This is a genomic window from Streptomyces sp. NPDC001843 (assembly GCF_042891955.1).
In the GTDB taxonomy this organism is placed as follows: domain Bacteria; phylum Actinomycetota; class Actinomycetes; order Streptomycetales; family Streptomycetaceae; genus Streptomyces.
Map to the genome: position 1 here is coordinate 1 of NZ_JBIATQ010000003.1, position 17,817 is coordinate 17,817.

General features: G+C 72.5%; 15 protein-coding genes and 1 pseudogene. 5 read left to right on the plus strand and 11 right to left on the minus strand.

Annotated elements, in window-relative coordinates:
- Nucleotides 1-91 precede the first annotated feature (91 nt).
- From ACFYZQ_RS08435 to ACFYZQ_RS08455, 5 genes and pseudogenes are all read right to left on the minus strand, one after another.
- A pseudogene (locus ACFYZQ_RS08435) lies at nt 92-259 on the minus strand (ABC transporter permease); the annotation flags it as partial.
- Nucleotides 256-1,044, minus strand: coding sequence for an ABC transporter ATP-binding protein (locus ACFYZQ_RS08440; protein WP_389143268.1), 789 nt, complete (start codon nt 1,042-1,044; stop codon nt 256-258). The pseudogene ACFYZQ_RS08435 and the gene ACFYZQ_RS08440, both read right to left, overlap by 4 nt.
- Nucleotides 1,045-1,076: 32 nt before the next feature.
- Nucleotides 1,077-1,853, minus strand: coding sequence for a class I SAM-dependent methyltransferase (locus ACFYZQ_RS08445; RefSeq protein WP_389143271.1), 777 nt, complete (start codon nt 1,851-1,853; stop codon nt 1,077-1,079).
- 126 nt (nt 1,854-1,979) lie between these two features.
- Nucleotides 1,980-2,504 (minus strand): EamA/RhaT family transporter, encoded by a 525-nt coding sequence (locus tag ACFYZQ_RS08450; RefSeq protein WP_389143274.1) that lies wholly within the window; start codon nt 2,502-2,504, stop codon nt 1,980-1,982.
- 42 nt (nt 2,505-2,546) lie between these two features.
- On the minus strand, nt 2,547-2,879 hold the full coding sequence (locus ACFYZQ_RS08455) for an SH3 domain-containing protein (protein ID WP_389143277.1): 333 nt from the start codon (nt 2,877-2,879) through the stop codon (nt 2,547-2,549).
- 181 nt (nt 2,880-3,060) lie between these two features.
- Between ACFYZQ_RS08455 and ACFYZQ_RS08460 the strand changes: the two genes are divergently transcribed.
- A complete protein-coding gene (locus tag ACFYZQ_RS08460; protein WP_389143280.1) occupies nt 3,061-5,307 on the plus strand; it encodes a PQQ-binding-like beta-propeller repeat protein in 2,247 nt (748 codons plus the stop codon).
- Between the two features lie 59 nt (nt 5,308-5,366).
- Here ACFYZQ_RS08460 and ilvD read toward each other — a convergent pair whose 3' ends face one another.
- The 4 genes from ilvD to ACFYZQ_RS08480 all read right to left on the minus strand — a co-directional run bounded on the left by ilvD (nt 5,367) and on the right by ACFYZQ_RS08480 (nt 9,897).
- Nucleotides 5,367-7,220, minus strand: coding sequence for a dihydroxy-acid dehydratase (ilvD, locus tag ACFYZQ_RS08465; protein ID WP_389143283.1), 1,854 nt, complete (start codon nt 7,218-7,220; stop codon nt 5,367-5,369).
- Between the two features lie 160 nt (nt 7,221-7,380).
- Complete coding sequence (locus ACFYZQ_RS08470) at nt 7,381-7,989, minus strand: TetR family transcriptional regulator (protein ID WP_389143286.1); 609 nt, start codon at nt 7,987-7,989, stop codon at nt 7,381-7,383.
- The gene (locus ACFYZQ_RS08475) at nt 7,986-8,807 is read right to left on the minus strand and encodes a sugar phosphate isomerase/epimerase family protein (RefSeq protein WP_389143289.1); all 822 of its coding nucleotides are present in this window, start codon (nt 8,805-8,807) and stop codon (nt 7,986-7,988) included. The genes ACFYZQ_RS08470 and ACFYZQ_RS08475 overlap by 4 nt, the downstream gene beginning before the upstream one ends.
- A gap of 142 nt (nt 8,808-8,949) precedes the next feature.
- Nucleotides 8,950-9,897, minus strand: coding sequence for a Ppx/GppA family phosphatase (locus tag ACFYZQ_RS08480; RefSeq protein WP_389143292.1), 948 nt, complete (start codon nt 9,895-9,897; stop codon nt 8,950-8,952).
- Nucleotides 9,898-9,968: 71 nt separating this feature from the next.
- Between ACFYZQ_RS08480 and ACFYZQ_RS08485 the strand changes: the two genes are divergently transcribed.
- Entirely contained in the window at nt 9,969-10,835 is an 867-nt protein-coding gene (locus tag ACFYZQ_RS08485) for a hypothetical protein (protein WP_389143295.1), read from the plus strand.
- 49 nt (nt 10,836-10,884) lie between these two features.
- Here the strand turns inward: ACFYZQ_RS08485 and ACFYZQ_RS08490 are convergent, their stop codons facing one another.
- Complete coding sequence (locus ACFYZQ_RS08490) at nt 10,885-12,594, minus strand: hypothetical protein (protein WP_389143298.1); 1,710 nt, start codon at nt 12,592-12,594, stop codon at nt 10,885-10,887.
- A gap of 251 nt (nt 12,595-12,845) precedes the next feature.
- Here ACFYZQ_RS08490 and radA point away from each other — a divergent pair, with 251 nt between their 5' ends.
- Nucleotides 12,846-14,255 (plus strand): DNA repair protein RadA, encoded by a 1,410-nt coding sequence (gene radA, locus ACFYZQ_RS08495; protein WP_389143301.1) that lies wholly within the window; start codon nt 12,846-12,848, stop codon nt 14,253-14,255.
- Nucleotides 14,256-14,336: 81 nt separating this feature from the next.
- Nucleotides 14,337-15,461: a DNA integrity scanning diadenylate cyclase DisA gene (disA, locus tag ACFYZQ_RS08500; protein WP_389143304.1), complete on the plus strand. Its 1,125-nt coding sequence runs from the start codon at nt 14,337-14,339 to the stop codon at nt 15,459-15,461.
- Nucleotides 15,462-15,602: 141 nt separating this feature from the next.
- On the opposite strand, the gene ACFYZQ_RS08505 is transcribed toward disA, so the two are convergent.
- Nucleotides 15,603-16,442, minus strand: coding sequence for a hypothetical protein (locus ACFYZQ_RS08505; RefSeq protein ID WP_389143307.1), 840 nt, complete (start codon nt 16,440-16,442; stop codon nt 15,603-15,605).
- Nucleotides 16,443-16,663: 221 nt separating this feature from the next.
- Between ACFYZQ_RS08505 and ACFYZQ_RS08510 the strand changes: the two genes are divergently transcribed.
- Nucleotides 16,664-17,539: an A/G-specific adenine glycosylase gene (locus tag ACFYZQ_RS08510; protein ID WP_389143310.1), complete on the plus strand. Its 876-nt coding sequence runs from the start codon at nt 16,664-16,666 to the stop codon at nt 17,537-17,539.
- The last annotated feature ends 278 nt before the right edge of the window (nt 17,540-17,817 follow it).

Sequence of the window (17,817 nt, forward strand, 5' to 3'; positions counted from 1 at the left end):
AACTCACCCCGGAGCCGTTCCACCTCCCCCAACCTCATACCAGGACAATGCCCACCACCAGCCGAGATCACCCAACGTAACGAAGCACTACTAGGAGTGAGGCACCGATGTTGTCGAAGGTGCGCGGGCTGCCGTCGAAGACGTAGCGCAGCAGGAGCAGCATCAGGCAGGGGATCAGCAGCATCAGCGCGATCGTGCGCGGGTCGTGGCGGAGCTGGCGCAGGACTCGGCCTGCGGTGGCGAGGGCCCTGCTTGTCATCGTGCCGTCTCCTTCGGGTGTCCCGTGGCGGCCGCCTCGTCCACCAGGTGCAGGAAGGCCGCCTCGACCGTGTCGGCGCCGGTGCGGGAGCGCAGGGCGTCGGGGGTGCCGTCGGCGAGGATCTCGCCCTCGCGCATGAGGAGGAGGCGGTGGCAGCGCTCGGCCTCGTCCATGACGTGGGAGGAGACGAGGAGGGTGGCGCCGCGGGTGGCGAGTTCGTGGAAGAGGTTCCACAGGTCGCGGCGCAGGACCGGGTCGAGGCCGACGGTGGGTTCGTCGAGGACCAGGAGTTCGGGGTGGCCGAGGAGGGCGACGGCGAGGGAGACGCGGCCGCGCTGGCCGCCGGAGAGGTTGCCGGCGAGCGTGTCGGCGTGGGTGGTCAGGTCGACGTCGGCGATGGCCCGGGTGACGGTCTCGTGGCGGCGTTCGGCTGCTGCGCGGCCGGGGTCGAGGATCGCGGCGAAGTAGTCGAGGTTCTGGCGGACGGTGAGGTCGTCGTAGACGGAGGGGGCCTGGGTGACGTAGCCGACGCGGGTGCGGAGGGTGGAGTGGCCGGCGGGGTGGCCGAGGACCTGGAGGGTGCCGGTGACCTTGGCCTGGGTGCCGACGACGGCTCGCATGAGGGTCGACTTGCCGCATCCGGAGGGCCCCAGCAGGCCGGTGATCTGGCCGCGGGGGACGGTGAAGTCGAGGGCGTGCAGGACGGTGCGGGGGCCTCGTACGACGGTGAGGCCCGCGGCCTGGACGGCGGGGGCCCCGGGAGGGTCGGAGGCGTAATTCATCATGTGATGAATAATCCTCCCGGGGCGGGGTGCCGTCAAGCGAAGGCCACGAGCAGCTCCACGTCGTAGACCTCCTCCACCGTGCCGTCGGGGAAGGCGGCGAGGAGGTGGGCGCGCTCCTCGGCGAGGAGGGCGTCGGTGGTCGCCGGATCCTGGACCAGGAAGAGCGACTGGCTGCCGAGGTTGGCGAGATGGGTGTCGACCGAGACGCGGCGGCTCCAGCGGACCGTGCGGCCGGCGAAGTCCAGGCGGCCGGTGGGGTCGGCGACGGCGGACCGTGAACTGTTGGCCACCTCCTTACGGCGGTCGACGTTGAAGTGGCGCTCCAGACGGTCGTTCTGCGCGTCGATCCACGGGACGTCGGCGGCGCTCTTGTTCCACCACAGCGCGAGCGCGCCGCCGGGACGCAGCACGCGCAGCGCCTCCGGGACCGAGCGGGCCGGGTCGGTCCAGTGCCATGCCTGGGCGTAGGTGAGGAGGTCGGCGCAGGCGTCGGCCAGGGGGAGGGCGTCGCCGTTGCCGCGGACCAGGGGGACCTCGGGGAGGGCGCGGCGGAACTGGGCCGCCATGCCGTCGCCGGGTTCGACGGCGAGTACGTCGGCGCCGCGGGCGCGAAGGAGCGCGGTGGCTATGCCGGTGCCGGCGCCGACGTCCACGACGCGGGCACCGGCCAGGGGGCGGCCGGCGAGTTCCTCGAGGGCGTCGAAGAGGGCGGGCGGGTAGGAGGGGCGGTTCGCGGCGTACTGGGCGGCGGCGCTGTTGAAGGAGTGGGCACGGGAGGGGGGCGGCGACGCCGAGGGAGTCGTGGTCATACGGCCATGCTGGCCGGGCCCGCGGATAGGGGCGCCTTCTTTTCTTGATCCTTACGACGCGCAGGTGTGCAGCCGGAGCAGGCGACCGGGATCATGCGTCGCCGGTGATGCTGACGGCGCTCCCCGTCACCCCTGACGGCGGCGCTTCTTGGAGGGGTTTCCCGTGCGGCGCGCGGAGCGGCGGGCGTGCTGGGTGCGGGCCTCTTCGTACTCGGCGCGGTGCAGTTTCTCGCCCGGGGCCTCGATGAGGGAGCGGAAGAAGTAGGCGGCGAGCGAGCCGACGAATCCGATGGCCAGCAGGCCGCGCAGGGAGGCCTGGCGGGCCGGGTCGTGGCGCTTGTCGAAGCCGGCCCAGGTGTTGCCGAAGGCCAGCGCGCTGCAGATCGCGAACATCGCGATGACCAGGACGGTGACGAAGGTGCCGCTGCCCGCGATCTGCAGGCCCTGGTAGGCGAAGCGCAGGACGAGGCAGGAGGCGACGGCCGCCGCGAGCGAGCCCACGGCGGCGGCCGCGCGGCGGGCCGCGTAGCCGTTGTCGTGGTTCACCCAGGTCGTTCCGAAGAAACGCAGGGGCTCGGGGCGGGGGCCGTCACCCGGGGTGCCGCCCGGGGAGCCCGCCGGAGTGTCCGGGGTGCCGGTTTCGTCGCTCACGGGACGATTATCTCCGGACGGCTGGGCGGGCTCCGTGGCGGGTCAGGAGCAGCGGGACGTGACGTAGCCGTCGACGCCGGTGTGGACGTAGGCGTCGGACACGTACTGGCCGTCGCCGATGTTGTCCCAGATCTTGCTGGTGCCGTACGGCCCGGTGACGGTCTGGCCCGGCGTCTGGCAGTAGATCGGCACCTTGGCGCCCTCGGCCAGGGTGCGGACGAGGCTGTAGTTGGTGCCGGGGCCGCTGCGGACGTGGAGCTGGACGCCCGGGGCGACCGAGTAGTAGTGCACGGTGGTGGCCGTGGCGGTCTGGGACCCGTCCCCGCCCTCGACGCCCTCGACGTCCTCGACTTCGCCGATGCCGACAACAGACATGTGAATTCCCCCCGTTCGACCCCATGACTGCCATGGGGCCCCGTTGATTCCCCTGAATCGCAAGATGAAACATCTGTACGTGAATCGCACGGGAACGCTAGCAAGCCGCCTCTGTCTCGTACGAGTCATCGACTAGGCTCCGTGCGTCGCGCGCGCCGACGAAGAGCACGGGGGTGGTCCCATGGCGCCACAGCGGAACGCCGGAGCGGGCGCGGAAGCGGAACTTCCCGAGTACGCCGGTCACTACCTCCTGGAGTCGCGCCTGGGCGCGGGCGGGATGGGCGTGGTGCACCTGGCCCGCAGCACCTCCGGCATGAAGGTCGCGGTGAAGGTCGTACACGCGCAGTTCGCCAGGGATCCCGAGTTCCGTGGCCGGTTCCGGCAGGAGGTGGCCGCCGCCCGGCGGGTGAGCGGCGCGTTCACCGCGCCGGTCGTGGACGCCGATCCGGAGGCCGAACGGCCCTGGATGGCAACGCTGTTCATCCCGGGACAGACCCTGGCCGAGCATGTGAAGGAGCACGGGGCCATGGCCCCGGACCGGTTGCGCCGGCTGATGGCCGGGCTGGCCGAGGCGCTGCGCGACATCCACCGGGTGGGGGTCGTGCACCGCGACATGAAGCCGAGCAACGTGCTGCTCGCCGATGATGGGCCGAAGGTCATCGACTTCGGGATCTCCCGTCCGAAGGACAGCGAACTGCGGACCGAGACCGGGAAGTTGATAGGGACTCCGCCGTTCATGGCGCCGGAGCAGTTCCGGCGCCCGCGGGAGGTCGGCCCGGCCGCCGACGTCTTCGCCCTGGGGTCGGTCATGGTGCACGCGGCGACGGGGCGCGGGCCGTTCGACTCCGACAGTCCCTATGTCGTGGCGTACCAGGTCGTGCACGACGAGCCGGACCTGACCGACGTGCCGGAGAACCTCGCGCCGCTGGTGCGGCGTTGCCTCGCCAAGGAGCCGGAGCAACGGCCCACGCCCGACGAACTGATGCGGGAACTGCGGTCGGTGGCGGCCTCGTACGACACGCAGACCTTCATACCGGCGCAGCGCACGGCCGACACGCCCACGGACGAGGCATGGACCGGCGGGGAGACGGGCGGGGAGCCCGAGGTCTCGGAGTCCGCGGCGACCGGTCCCGAGGCCGCTGTACCTGAGGCCGCCGAGCCCCAGGCCGCCGAGCCCCAGGCCGCCGAGCCCGAGGTCGTGGCGTCCGAGTCCGCGGCGCCCGAAGGGCTGCGCAAGGGGCGCCGGGGCCGGTGGTGGGGTGTCGCGGCAGGGGTGCTGGCTCTCGTCGTCGGCGGTGCGGTCGCCTCGGTGCGGTTGATCGACGATCCCGCGCCCCAGTCGGCCGCGGGCGGCTCGCGGACCGTGTCGGCCGGTGCGCCCGCCGACAGGTTCGAGCCGTGGAAGGCCGAGTCGGGGTCCGCCGACGCCGGTACGGCCCGGTGCTCGTCCATCGCCGACGTGTTGGTCTGCGCGCAGTCGGGGCGGGTCTACGCCCTGTCTCCGTCCGACGGGAGCCTGCTCTGGCGGCACTCGGCCACCACGCCCCCCGGCGGCGATCCGCCCGTGCTGTCGGGCGGGCTCGTGCAGATCGTGACGGACGGGGGGCGGCACTTGCAGGCGCTCGACCCCGCGTCCGGCAAGGTCCGCCGGCAGCAGGACCTGCCCACACCCGGCGGAGGGCTGCGGTTCGCCGGTGACACCCTCCTGCTCACCGCGACCGACGGGACGGTCACGGGCGTGGACGGCACCTCGGGCCGGACGAAATGGCACCGCCGGGTGCCGGGGCAGACGATGCCGCTGTTCCAGTGGTTCGCCGGGGACCGGGTGGCGTACACGGCGAGCACCTCCGACGACGGGTCGAGCACACGGGTCACGGCGGTGGACCCGGACACGGGTGACGTGCGGTGGGAGAGGCGGTTCGAGGGATCACTGGAGCCCGTCGGCAGCAGTGACGGGTCCCTCTACTTCCTCTCCGTCGACCCGGTCTACGGAGAGGCGCGGGCGGTGGTCCGCTACACCCCGGGGTCCGGGGCGACGCGTCGGGTGCCCCTGCCCGCCGCGGGCGAGGACGTCCACGCCACGGTACGCGGGGACGTGATCTATCTGATGGCGACCGGGGGCTCCCTGTCGGCCGTGGACACGGGCGCGCGCCGGCAGCTGTGGCAGCTGCAGACCTCGGTGATCCGCGGCTCGGCACCGGTCGTCGACGGCGGCCATGTGTACGTCAGCATCCCCGACGGGCGACTGCTCGCCGTCGACGCCCAGCGCGGCCGGCTCCTCGGGCAGACGCCGACCCGGCTCGGCGCGCACGCGGACCGGGTGGCCGCCACGCTGTCCGAGCCGGTGGTCGTCGACGGCCACGTCTACGCCTCCGCCCCCGACGGGACCGTCTTCGCCGTCGACGGGCGCGACCCGGCAGCCTGGTGACACGAAGGGCCGCCCCCGTCGGAGGCGGCCCTGTCCCTGACGCGGTGGTGTACGGGGGCTCAGCCCAGCCTGGTCACGTCCCGCACCGCGCCCTTGTCCGCGCTGGTCGCCATGGCCGCGTACGCCCGCAGCGCGGCCGAGACCTTGCGCTCGCGGTTCTTCGGGGCGTACACGCCGTTCAGGGCCTGCTCGCGGCGGGAGAGTTCCGCCTCGTCGACGAGGAGGTCGATCGTGCGGTTCGGGATGTCGATGCGGATGCGGTCGCCGTCCTCAACGAGGGCGATGGTGCCGCCGGAGGCGGCCTCGGGGGAGGCGTGGCCGATGGAGAGGCCCGAGGTGCCGCCGGAGAAGCGGCCGTCGGTGATCAGGGCGCAGGTCTTGCCCAGGCCGCGGCCCTTCAGGTAGGAGGTCGGGTAGAGCATCTCCTGCATGCCGGGGCCGCCCTTGGGGCCCTCGTAGCGGATGACGACGACGTCGCCGTCCTTGACCTCCTGGGTGAGGATCCGCTGGACGGCCTCCTCCTGGGACTCGCAGACGACCGCCGGGCCCTCGAAGGTCCAGATCGACTCGTCGACGCCGGCCGTCTTCACCACACAGCCGTCGACCGCCAGGTTGCCCTTGAGGACCGCCAGGCCGCCGTCCTTGGAGTACGCGTGCTCGACCGAGCGGATGCAGCCCTCCGCCGCGTCGTCGTCCAGGGCCTCCCAGCGCTCGGACTGGGAGAAGGCCTCGGCGGAGCGCTTGCAGCCGGGCGCCGCGTGCCACAGTTCCACCGCCTCGGGGGACGGGGAGCCGCCGCGCACGTCCCAGGTCTTCAGCCAGTCCGACAGGGACGGACTGTGGACGGCGTGCACGTCCTCGTTCAGCAGGCCCGCGCGGTGCAGTTCGCCGAGGAGGGCGGGGATGCCGCCGGCGCGGTGCACGTCCTCCATGTAGTACGTGCGGTTCTTCGCGACGTTCGGGGCGACCTTCGCCAGGCAGGGGACGCGGCGGGAGACCGCGTCGATCTGCTCCAGGCCGAAGGGGACGCCCGCCTCCTGGGCGGCGGCCAGCAGGTGCAGGATCGTGTTGGTCGAGCCGCCCATCGCGATGTCCAGGGCCATGGCGTTCTCGAAGGCCTGGAAGGTGGCGATGTTGAGCGGCAGGACCGTGTCGTCGTCCTGCTCGTAGTAACGGCGGGTGAGGTCCATGACCGTGCGGGCCGCGTCGACGTAGAGCTGCTTGCGGGCCGTGTGGGTGGCGAGGACCGAGCCGTTGCCGGGGAGGGAGAGGCCGATCGCCTCGGTGAGGCAGTTCATCGAGTTGGCGGTGAACATGCCGGAACAGCTGCCGCAGGTCGGGCAGGCGTTCTCCTCGATACGGAGGATGTCCTCGTCCGAGATCTTGTCGTTCACGGCGTCGGAGATCGCGTCGACCAGGTCGAGCGTGCGGACCGTGCCGTCGACCAGGGTGGCGCGGCCGGATTCCATCGGGCCGCCGGAGACGAAGACCGTCGGGATGTTCAGCCGCAGGGCGGCCATCAGCATGCCCGGGGTGATCTTGTCGCAGTTGGAGATGCAGACCAGGGCGTCCGCGCAGTGCGCCTCGACCATGTACTCCACGCTGTCCGCGATCAGGTCGCGGGAGGGCAGGGAGTAGAGCATGCCGCCGTGGCCCATCGCGATGCCGTCGTCGACGGCGATGGTGTTGAACTCGCGGGGGATGCCGCCGGCCTCGACGATCGCCTCGCTGACGATCCGGCCGACCGGCTGCAGGTGCGTGTGGCCCGGCACGAACTCGGTGAAGGAGTTGGCCACCGCGACGATCGGCTTCCGGCCGATGTCCGCACCTGGTACACCGGAGGCGCGCATAAGGGCGCGGGCGCCCGCCATGTTGCGGCCGTGGGTGACTGTGCGGGACCTCAGCTCGGGCATCGTCGCTCGCTCCTTCGAAGACCGTCCGGCAGAGACGTCTGCCGGACCTCTGCCAGAGAGTTCTGACTCCCTACGAGCCTACGCCGCCCCTCCAAGGGATGGACACGAGTGTCCGGAATGCGGGACAGGTGTTTCATGAGCGCGGCAGAAAGGGCCTGGCTCAGGGATTCGTCAGGTGCCCCTGCACCACCGGCGCCACCCGCGCGATGATCTGCTCCAGGTCCGCCGAGGCCAGCGGCTCCAGCTTGATCACGTAGCGCATCATCGCCGTGCCCACCAACTGCGCGGCCGCCAGCTCGGCCCGCAGCTCGGCGTCCGGCTGGGCGAGCTGGGCGGCGATCCGGCGCAGGAGTTGGGCGGCGACGAGCCGGCGGAAGACGGCGGCGGCGGTCTCGTTGGTCACGGCGGACCGGAGGATCGCGAGCAGGGGCGTACGGGTCGTGGGGTTCTCCCAGACGCCGAAGACGAAGCGGGTGAACCGCTCCCCCACCTCGTCCGTCGGGCCGGCGGCCACCGCGTCGGGGGCGTTCAGGGCGGGCGCGAAGGCGACCTCGATGGCCGCCTCGAAGACCTGCTCCTTGGTGCCGAAGTAGTGGTGGACCAGCGCCGAGTCGACACCGGCGGCCTTGGCGATGCCGCGCACCGAGGTCTTCTCGTAGCCGCGCGCGGAGAACTCCTCGCGGGCCGCGGCCAGGATGCGGTCGCGGGTGTCCGCGGACTCGGTGCGCGGGGGGCGCCCTCGGCGGCGGGCGCCGGTCGCCTCGGTCACCGCCGGGGCACCTTCAACGCGGACGCCATGTGCAGGCGGGTGAAGGCCAGGGCCTCCGCGAGGTCGGCCTCGCGTTCGGCGCCGGACATCGCCCGGCGGGTGTTGACCTCGATGACGACGTGGCCGTCGAAGCCGGTCAGCGCGAGGCGCTCCAGCACCTCGGCGCAGGGCTGGGTGCCGCGGCCGGGGACCAGGTGCTCGTCCTTCGCGGAGCCCCTGCCGTCGGCGAGGTGGACGTGGCCGAGGCGGTCGCCCATCCGGTCGAGCATGTCGAGGGCGTCCGTGCGGGCGGTCGCGGCGTGGCTGAGGTCGATCGTGAAGTGCCGGTAGTCGTCCTGGGTGACGTCCCAGTCGGGGGCGTAGGCGAGCATCTCGCGGTCGCGGTAGCGCCAGGGGTACATGTTCTCCACCGCGAACCGTACGTCCGTCTCGTTCGCCATGCGCCAGATCCCGGTGACGAAGTCCCGGGCGTACTGCCGCTGCCAGCGGAACGGCGGGTGCACGACGACGGTGCCCGCGCCGAGCTTCTCGGCGGCCGCCCGGGCGCGCTGCAGCTTCACCCAGGGGTCGGTGGACCACACGCGCTGGGTGATCAGCAGGCAGGGCGCGTGCACGGCCAGGATCGGTATCCCGTGGTAGTCGGAAAGCCGGCGCAGCGCCTCGATGTCCTGGCTGACCGGGTCGGTCCACACCATGACCTCGACGCCGTCGTAACCGAGACGCGCGGCCATCTCGAAGGCCGTCGCCGTGGACTCCGGGTACACCGAGGCCGTGGAGAGGGCGACCTTCGCATCTGGGATGCGGACGGGATCTGCCATGAGGGACAGGTTACGGTGTGCGGTCGCCGGAGTGCGGGGTGCCCATGAGCCGTTGTGGGGTTTCCCACGGGGCGGTGCGGACGGTGCCGTGACCTGACACGGGCACCGGTCCCGCCCCTTCTCTCCCGGGTCTTCCGGGTCGCTACACCGACTCCATGTGAACCGACCCCATGTGATCGAGTCGCCGCAGGATCACGCCCTCCCTGAGCGCCCACGGGCAGATCTCCAGGTTCTCCACGCCGAACAGGTCCATCGCGGCCTCGGCCACGAGGGCACCCGCGACGAGCTGGCCGGCGCGGCCGTCGGAGACGCCGGGGAGTTCGGCGCGCTCGGCGGTGGTCATGCAGGCCAGGCGGGGCACCCAGGCCTCCAGGGACTCGCGCCTGAGCTCGCGCTGGACGTACAGGCCCTCCGCGGAGCGGGCCGCGCCGGCTATGCGGGCCAGCTGCTTGAAGGTCTTGGAGGTGGCGACCACGTGGTCGGGGGCGCCGAAGCGGGTGAACTCACCGACCGTGCGGGCGATCTCGGTGCGCACATGGCGGCGCAGTGTCCTGATCGCCTCGGGGCTGGGCGGGTCGCCGGGCAGCCGGCCGGCGGTGAGCCGACCCGCGCCGAGCGGGAGGGAGACCGCGGCGTCCGGCTCCTCGTCGATGCCGTAGGCGATCTCCAGCGAGCCGCCGCCGATGTCCAGCACCAGGAGTTTCCCGGCCGACCAGCCGAACCAGCGGCGGGCGGCGAGGAAGGTGAGGCGGGCCTCCTCCGCGCCGGAGAGGACCTGGAGCTCGACGCCGGTGGTGTCCCGGACCCGGGCCAGTACCTCGTCGGCGTTGCTCGCCTCACGGACGGCGGAGGTGGCGAACGGCAGCAGGTCCTCGACGCCCTTGTCCTCCGCGGCCTGGAGCGCGTCCCGGACGACGCCGATCAGTTTGTCGACGCCCTCGGCGCCTATGGCGCCGCTGCCGTCGAGGAGCTGGGCGAGCCGCAGCTCGGCCTTGTGCGAATGCGCGGGCAGGGGGCGCGCGCCGGGGTGTGCGTCAACCACCAGCAGATGCACCGTGTTCGAACCCACGTCCAGGACACCGAGTCTCATGTACGGAACGCTACCCACCGCGGGGCCGTTCTCAGGTCCCGGAGCGGCCGCTTGCCGCTTACCCTGGACGGGTGCCAAAGACGAAAAAGGCGAAGACCGACAAATCCTCCAAGGCTCAGAAGGATTCTGCGGACTCTTCGCAGGTGAAGGCGCCCAAGTCCGGAAAGGTCCCCACGGTGAGCTCCAGGGTGAGCGACGAGAAGGGGCTCGACTTCGCGCGCGCGTGGGTGGAGTTCCCTGATCCGGCGGACGACGAGCAGGTCTTCCGGTGCGATCTGACATGGCTGACCTCCCGGTGGAACTGCATCTTCGGCAGCGGCTGCCAGGGCATCCAGGCGGGCCGCGCGGACGACGGGTGCTGCACGCTGGGTGCCCACTTCTCCGACGAGGACGACGAGAAGCGGGTCGCCGAGCATGTGGCGAGGCTCACCCCGGACATCTGGCAGCACCACGACGAGGGCCGGGCGGGCGGCTGGGTCTCCGAGGACGAGGACGGCTCCCGGCAGACCCGGCCCTTCCAGGGCTCCTGCATCTTCCAGAACCGGCCCGGCTTCGCGGGCGGCATGGGCTGCTCGCTGCACATCCTGGCGCTGCGTGAGGGCCGCGAGCCGCTGGAGACCAAGCCCGACGTGTGCTGGCAGCTGCCGATCCGGCGGACCTACGACTGGATCGACCGGCCCGACGACACGCGCGTGCTGCAGGTGTCCATCGGCGAGTACGACCGCCGCGGCTGGGGTCCGGGCGGCCACGACCTGCACTGGTGGTGCACGTCGGCGACCTCCGCCCATGGGGCGGGCGAGCCGGTCTACGTCTCCTACCGGGCCGAACTGACCGAGCTGATGGGCAAGGCCGGTTACGACCGTCTGGTCGAGCTGTGCGAGCAGCGCCTGGCGTCCCAGCTGCCGCTGGTGGCGCCGCATCCGGCGGATCCGGTCTGAGCGTGCCGGCGCGGGACGTGCTGTCGCGGGACATGCTGTCGCGGGACGTCTAGGGCCCGGCCGGAGGAGTCTGTGTGTCGTCGTCGCTCGGTGGGGTCGTAGGGCTGCCGGGGTTGTCCGGTGGGGACGACGGGGCGGTCGGTGTCGGGGTCGGGTCGGTCGGCGGGGGCGGGTCGGCGGGTGCCGGGTCGGAGGGGGCCGGGGTCGTGGGGGTCGGGTCCGGGCCCGTGGTGGGGGGCGGGTCCGCCGGTCTCGAGGGGCCGGTGGGAGCGGTGCCGTAGCCCTCGATCGAGACGACGGCGCCCGCCGGGGCGATCCTGAGCCGTGCGGTCCAGTGGCCGGCGGGCTCCCGCAGCTGGTCGACGTACACCCTGACCGTGAGCGACTCGCCGGGCCGGAGGGTTCCCGAGGACCGGCTGAGGTAGAGCCAGTCGGCCGAGGTGGTCGCCGACCAGCGGACCGGGGAGGGGCCCGACGCGGTGAGCGTGACGAGCGTGGTGTCGCCGCGGGTGGCGGCCGTGACTGCGAGGTGTCCCGCTCCCTTGTGCCCGGCCCCGGGGGCGCTGATCACCTCCACGGACACGTCGGAGGAGCCGTCCTTGGCGAGGCGCTTGCCGGGGACGCTGGCGTTGCCGGCGTTCTCGTAGCCGCCGGCCGGGGCGCCGTCGAGACCGTCGAACATGTGCGCCTCGCGCGCGGTGGCGGCGGGGCCGTCCTGGCCCTCCCCGACCGGGGTGCCCCGGTAGGCGGCCCACAGGGCCAGCACGGGGGCGGCGACCACGGTGGCGACGACGGTCGTGGTGACGGCACGCGCGCGGATGCGGTCCCGGCGGGCGGCGCGGTCCTTGGGGTCCATGGGAAAGCCGCGCCGGTCGAAGCGGGGCACGGCGGTGCCCCGCGCGCGTGGGTGATGGCCGAGGGCGACGTGCAGGGCCGCGCGGGGCGCCTCCACTACGGGCAGTTCGGCAGGGGTGATGGTGGCGCCGGGCCAGTGTCCCGGGGCCGCGCGCCCCGCGGTGCGCCGGCAGCGCGGACAGTCGTCGACATGCCGCACCAGCTCGCGCCGCAGGGCGCTGCTGAGCACCAGCTGCCGGTCGCCGGTGAGCCGGTCGACGCCGGGGCAACCGCCGGCCTCGACGACGGCGAGGGCGGCGCGGGTGCGCTCGACCTCGCAGGCGGCGGACGCCAGCAGTTCGCGGGCGGCGGCGAGACTCATGCCGAGGACGGCGGCGACCTCGTGGGCGGCGAGGTGGTGGCGCACGGCGAGTTCGAGTGCCTCGCGCTGCTCCGGGCTGGTCCCGGCGGCCTCCGGCCAGGCCAGCAGCGCCAGTTCGCGGCGCCGCTCCTCCTGGGCCTCCTCGGACACGGGCACGCCGGCGGGCTGTTTCGCGGGCTGTTTTCCGGGCGCCGTGCGGCCCGCCGCGTGCGTGACCTGACGTTTCTGCTTGGCCTCGGCCAGCTTGCGCAGGCACGCCCAGCGGGCCAGCGCGTACAGCCAGGCCCTGCGGTCGCCCGCCGCGTCCGGCATCCGCTGCCCGCGCCGCTCGGCGAGCGCGAGGACGTCGCCCAGCGCGGCGGTCGCGGCGTCGTGGTCGCACAGCACGGACAGGCAGTAGGTGAACAGGCCGTCCAGGTAGGGGTCGTAGCGCGCGGGCGGCTGCTGCGCCAGGGTGCGCGCCGCAGCACGATCGCGAGCCTCCCGGTGCGCTCGATGTGCGCCGGTGGTGCGGGTCGATGTCTCCGGACTGCTGCTCATCACCCGTGCGACCGTAGGCGGCTGTGGATGCACCATTCCGGCGCCTTGAGCACATTTAATCCGTACGGGTGAAACGATCCCTCATAAGGGGACAGGAATTCAGGATTCCGCGTCTCGTCCGCCGCGGGGGCGACTCCGATCGGCGGCGTCGACGGTTCCGACCGGCTGCGGCGGTGGTTCCGACCGGCTGTGGCGGCGGCTCCGATGGCCGGTCGGGGCCCGCGTTGTCAGTGGCTGCGGTTACGGTTTCGTCCATGGCTGCCCGTACCAAGACCACCAAGGACCGCCCGTCCTACCGCTGCACCGAGTGCGGCTGGCAGACGGCCAAGTGGCTCGGCCGCTGCCCCGAGTGCCAGGCGTGGGGGACGGTCGAGGAGTACGGGGCGCCCGCGGTCCGTACGACGGCGCCGGGGCGGGTCACCAGCTCGGCGTTGCCCATCGGGCAGGTCGACGGGCGGCAGGCCACCGCGCGCTCGACCGGGGTGCCCGAGCTGGACCGGGTGCTCGGCGGCGGGCTGGTGCCGGGAGCGGTGGTGCTGCTGGCGGGCGAGCCCGGGGTGGGCAAGTCCACGCTGCTGCTGGACGTGGCGGCCAAGTCGGCCAGTGACGAGCATCGCACCCTCTATGTGACGGGCGAGGAGTCGGCGAGCCAGGTACGGCTGCGGGCCGACCGGATCGGCGCCCTCGACGACCATCTGTACCTCGCCGCCGAGACCGATCTCGCGGCCGTGCTCGGGCACTTGGACGCGGTCAAGCCGTCCCTGCTGATCCTCGACTCGGTGCAGACGGTCGCCTCCCCGGAGATCGACGGGGCGCCCGGCGGCATGGCCCAGGTGCGGGAGGTGGCCGGCGCCCTCATCCGCGCCTCCAAGGAGCGCGGCATGTCCACGCTGCTGGTGGGCCATGTCACCAAGGACGGGGCCATCGCCGGGCCCCGGCTGCTGGAGCACCTCGTGGACGTGGTGCTCAGCTTCGAGGGCGACCGCCACGCACGGCTCCGCCTGGTGCGGGGCGTGAAGAACCGGTACGGGGCCACGGACGAGGTCGGCTGCTTCGAACTGCACGACGAGGGCATCACCGGACTCGCCGACCCGAGCGGGCTCTTCCTGACCCGCCGCGCCGAACCGGTGCCGGGCACCTGTCTGACGGTGACCCTCGAGGGCCGCCGTCCGCTGGTCGCGGAGGTGCAGGCCCTGACCGTCGACTCGCAGATCCCCTCCCCCCGGCGGACCACCTCCGGCCTGGAGACCTCCCGCGTCTCGATGATGCTCGCGGTGCTGGAGCAGCGCGGCCGGATCAGCGCCCTCGGCAAGCGGGACATCTACTCCGCGACGGTCGGCGGTGTGAAGCTGTCGGAACCGGCCGCGGACCTCGCCGTCGCCCTCGCCCTGGCGTCGGCCGCCAGCGACACCCCGCTGCCGAAGAACCTCGTCGCCATCGGCGAGGTCGGCCTCGCGGGCGAGGTCAGACGGGTCACGGGCGTGCAGCGCAGGCTCGCCGAGGCCCACCGGCTCGGCTTCACGCACGCGCTCGTACCGAGCGATCCGGGCAAGGTCCCGGCCGGGATGAAGGTGCTGGAAGTCGCCGACATAGGGGACGCGCTGCGGGTCCTTCCCCGGTCCCGTCGCCGAGAGGCCCCACGGGACGCGGAGGACCGCCGGTAGACTTTGCCCTGGTCTCGCCCGTCCGTACGAACCGAGTGCGCGAAACGGGAGCGCCTCAGATCCTGCGACCGGAGGAGTGCAGTGGCAGCCAACGACCGGGCGGCAGCTCCCGGAAAGTCCGGCGGAAGTTCCCGTGCCGACGGCCTGATGCGTGCCGCGCTGAGCGCCGTGGCTCCCGGCACGTCCCTGCGCGACGGCCTCGAGCGAGTGCTGCGCGGCAACACCGGCGGTCTGATCGTGCTCGGTTCCGACAAGTCCGTCGAGACGATGTGCACGGGCGGCTTCGTCCTGGACGTCGAGTTCACGGCCACGCGCCTGCGGGAGCTGTGCAAGCTCGACGGCGGCATCGTGGTCTCCTCCGACCTGTCGAAGATCCTGCGGGCGGGCGTGCAGTTCGTGCCCGACGCGACGATCCCCACGGAGGAGACGGGCACCCGGCACCGCACGGCGGACCGGGTCAGCAAGCAGGTCGGCTTCCCGGTCGTCTCGGTCTCGCAGTCGATGCGACTGATCGCCCTGTACGTGGACGGGCAGCGCCGCGTCCTGGAGGACTCCGCGGCGATCCTGTCCCGCGCCAACCAGGCCCTGGCCACGCTGGAGCGGTACAAGCTCCGCCTGGACGAGGTCGCGGGCACCCTGTCGGCGCTGGAGATCGAGGACCTGGTGACGGTCCGGGACGTCTCCGCCGTCGCGCAGCGCCTGGAGATGGTGCGTCGCATCGCCACCGAAATCGCCGAATACGTGGTCGAACTGGGCACCGACGGGCGGCTGCTCGCCCTCCAGCTCGACGAGTTGATCGCGGGCGTGGAGCCGGAACGCGAACTGGTCGTCCGTGACTACGTCCCGGCCCCCACCGCCAAGCGCTCCCGCACGGTCGACGAGGCCCTGTACGAACTGGACGCCCTGTCCCACGCCGAGCTGCTGGAGATGCCCACGGTCGCCCGCGCGCTCGGCTACACCGGCTCCCCCGAGAACCTCGACACCGCGGTGTCCCCGCGCGGCTTCCGGCTGCTGGCCAAGGTGCCGCGCCTGCCCGGCGCGATCATCGACCGGCTCGTGGAGCACTTCGGCGGCCTGCAGAAGCTGCTCGCGGCGAGCGTGGACGACCTCCAGACCGTGGACGGCGTGGGCGAGGCGCGGGCCCGAAGCGTGCGCGAGGGCCTGTCGCGACTGGCGGAGTCGTCGATCCTGGAGCGGTACGTCTGAGGGCGGTCGCCCTGATTGAGCGCCGGCCCGCATTGTTCAGCCCGTCTGGGGGTGCCCCCTCTGGGGGAGTTCGAGGACGGGGCCGTTCAGGCCGACCGGGAGTCCGGGGGGCGAAGCCCCCTGGCGGCGAGGCGTGATCGGCTAGTCCGCCGACAACACGAACGACGTCTGCGCCGTGGCGAACCCCGTGGCCTTCGCCTCCACCAGATACGTCCCCGCCTTCGCCGACCCCGCCGGAGGCGTCGCGCACTCGGGTGCGCTCGGCTTGCGGTCCCACTTCACGGTGTAGGTGATGGTGCTGCCCGCGGAGACCCGGAACACCAGGCTCGCCGCCCCCTTGGGGCAGTCGGCCGACGACCAGTAGTGGTCACTGCCGTTGGCCTGCGTGATGGTCAACACAGCCTTCTTCGGGCCGAGATCGATCTTGCAGTCGTTCGCGGACGAGTTCTTCGCGGTGAGTTCGAAGGCGGGCGTCTGGTCCGGCGAGTAGGAGTTGTGGACGCTGCGCAGGTGCAACGTGACGGTGCCGGCAGTGCAGTCGGGCAGTGTGGACGACGCCGGAAGCGCGTCCCCCGCGACGACGCTGCCGCCGCCGGACCCCGCCCCGGTTCCGGATCCTGACCCGGAACCCGAAGCACCGCTGCCGCTCGCGCCGTCGCCGGATCCCCCGGAGCCCGAGCCGTCGCCCGAGCCGGTGGATCCGCCCGACCCGCTGCCAGCGGTGTCCGAGCTCCCCGACCCGTCGCGCCCGCCCGGGTGTTGGCTGATGGCGGGCCCCGAGTCGGACGGCCCCGGTGTGATCGAGGGGGCGGGGTTCTTGCCGCCCGGCCCTTCGGCACCGTTCTTCCCGCCGGAGCCGCCCGAGGTGACTATCCAGGTGATCAGCAGCGCCAACAGGGCGACCACCGACACAAGTACGACCCTCCGTCGCCAGTAGATGGAGGAGGGAAGCGGCCCGACCGGATTGCGCAGAGATCCCACGGCGCAAACTGTACGAGAGTTCGCGGCTCTTGCCCGCGTCACCCGCCGCCCGGAACACAACTTTTCCCGATCATCATCCCGGTAACTGCACGCGCGGCGGCTCACGTTCCGTCGGCACCCCGCGCACCGGCTCACCACGTGCCACACGTCAACCCGGCACACCCCGCCCGGGGCAAGCCGCAAACCGTACGCAACCAACCCGTGGCAGGATCGGAGGTGCCATGACTGAGAAGCTCCACGCCCCCGTGATCGCCTGGTTCCACGCCCACGCCCGCGACCTCCCCTGGCGCCGCCCCGAAGCGGGCCCCTGGGGCGTGATGGTCAGCGAGTTCATGCTCCAGCAGACGCCGGTCAGCCGCGTGCTGCCGGTGTACGAGGAGTGGCTGTCCCGCTGGCCCCGCCCGGCGGACCTCGCCAAGGAGGCCCCCGGCGAGGCGGTCCGCGCCTGGGGCCGGCTCGGCTACCCGCGCCGCGCCCTGAGGCTGCACGGCGCCGCGGTCGCCATAGCGGAGCGGCACGGCGGGGACGTACCGACGGACCACGCCCAACTGCTCGCGCTGCCCGGTATCGGCGAGTACACGGCGGCGGCGGTGGCCTCGTTCGCGTACGGGCAGCGGCACGCGGTGCTGGACACCAACGTCCGCCGGGTGTTCGCCCGGGCGGTCACGGGCGTGCAGTACCCGCCGAACGCGACCACGGCCGCCGAACGCAAGCTCGCCCGCTCCCTGCTGCCCGAGGACGAGGGGACCGCCGCCCGCTGGGCCGCCGCCTCCATGGAGCTGGGCGCGCTGGTGTGCACGGCGAAGAACGAGGGCTGTCCGCGCTGCCCGATCGCCGCACAGTGCGCCTGGCGGCTGGCGGGCAAGCCGGAGCACGCGGGGCCGCCGCGCCGGGGTCAGACGTACGCCGGTACCGACCGCCAGGTGCGGGGCAAGCTGCTGGCCGTGCTGCGCGAGGCGCACGCCCCCGTGCCGCAGGCGGTGCTGGACCGGGTGTGGCACGAGCCGGTGCAGCGGGCCCGCGCCCTGGACGGGCTCGTCGCGGACGGTCTGGTGGAGCCGCTGCCGGGTGGTCTGTATCGGCTGCCGACGAGCTGACACACAGGCGCATCAAGCAGGCACATCGCACCGACACATCACACAGGCGCATCACAGAGCCGGGGGCTTCGTGACGACCGCTCCCGGCCGTCAAATCGCCCTATAGCAGGGCCATTCAGCCCGCCTCTTTACCCCGAACTCATTTCCGTTACACAACCGACGGACAGCCGAGTGCTACCCGCAGGCTGCCGAGCACAGCCTCGTGACAACAGCTCCGTAGCTTCATTGCTGTGCCCGGCACGACCGACCGGGGGCGACTGGCACGAGCCGAGTAAACG

Excerpts from the sequence above, each read along its gene's own strand:
- ACFYZQ_RS08440 (WP_389143268.1), bottom strand. The coding sequence starts at position 1,044 with ATGATGAATTACGCCTCCGACCCTCCCGGGGCCCCCGCCGTCCAGGCC.
- ACFYZQ_RS08445 (WP_389143271.1), bottom strand. The coding sequence starts at position 1,853 with ATGACCACGACTCCCTCGGCGTCGCCGCCCCCCTCCCGTGCCCACTCC.
- ACFYZQ_RS08455 (WP_389143277.1), bottom strand. The coding sequence starts at position 2,879 with ATGTCTGTTGTCGGCATCGGCGAAGTCGAGGACGTCGAGGGCGTCGAG.
- ACFYZQ_RS08460 (WP_389143280.1), top strand. The coding sequence starts at position 3,061 with ATGGCGCCACAGCGGAACGCCGGAGCGGGCGCGGAAGCGGAACTTCCC.
- ilvD (WP_389143283.1), bottom strand. The coding sequence starts at position 7,220 with ATGCCCGAGCTGAGGTCCCGCACAGTCACCCACGGCCGCAACATGGCG.
- ACFYZQ_RS08475 (WP_389143289.1), bottom strand. The coding sequence starts at position 8,807 with ATGGCAGATCCCGTCCGCATCCCAGATGCGAAGGTCGCCCTCTCCACG.
- ACFYZQ_RS08480 (WP_389143292.1), bottom strand. The coding sequence starts at position 9,897 with ATGAGACTCGGTGTCCTGGACGTGGGTTCGAACACGGTGCATCTGCTG.
- radA (WP_389143301.1), top strand. The coding sequence starts at position 12,846 with ATGGCTGCCCGTACCAAGACCACCAAGGACCGCCCGTCCTACCGCTGC.
- ACFYZQ_RS08510 (WP_389143310.1), top strand. The coding sequence starts at position 16,664 with ATGACTGAGAAGCTCCACGCCCCCGTGATCGCCTGGTTCCACGCCCAC.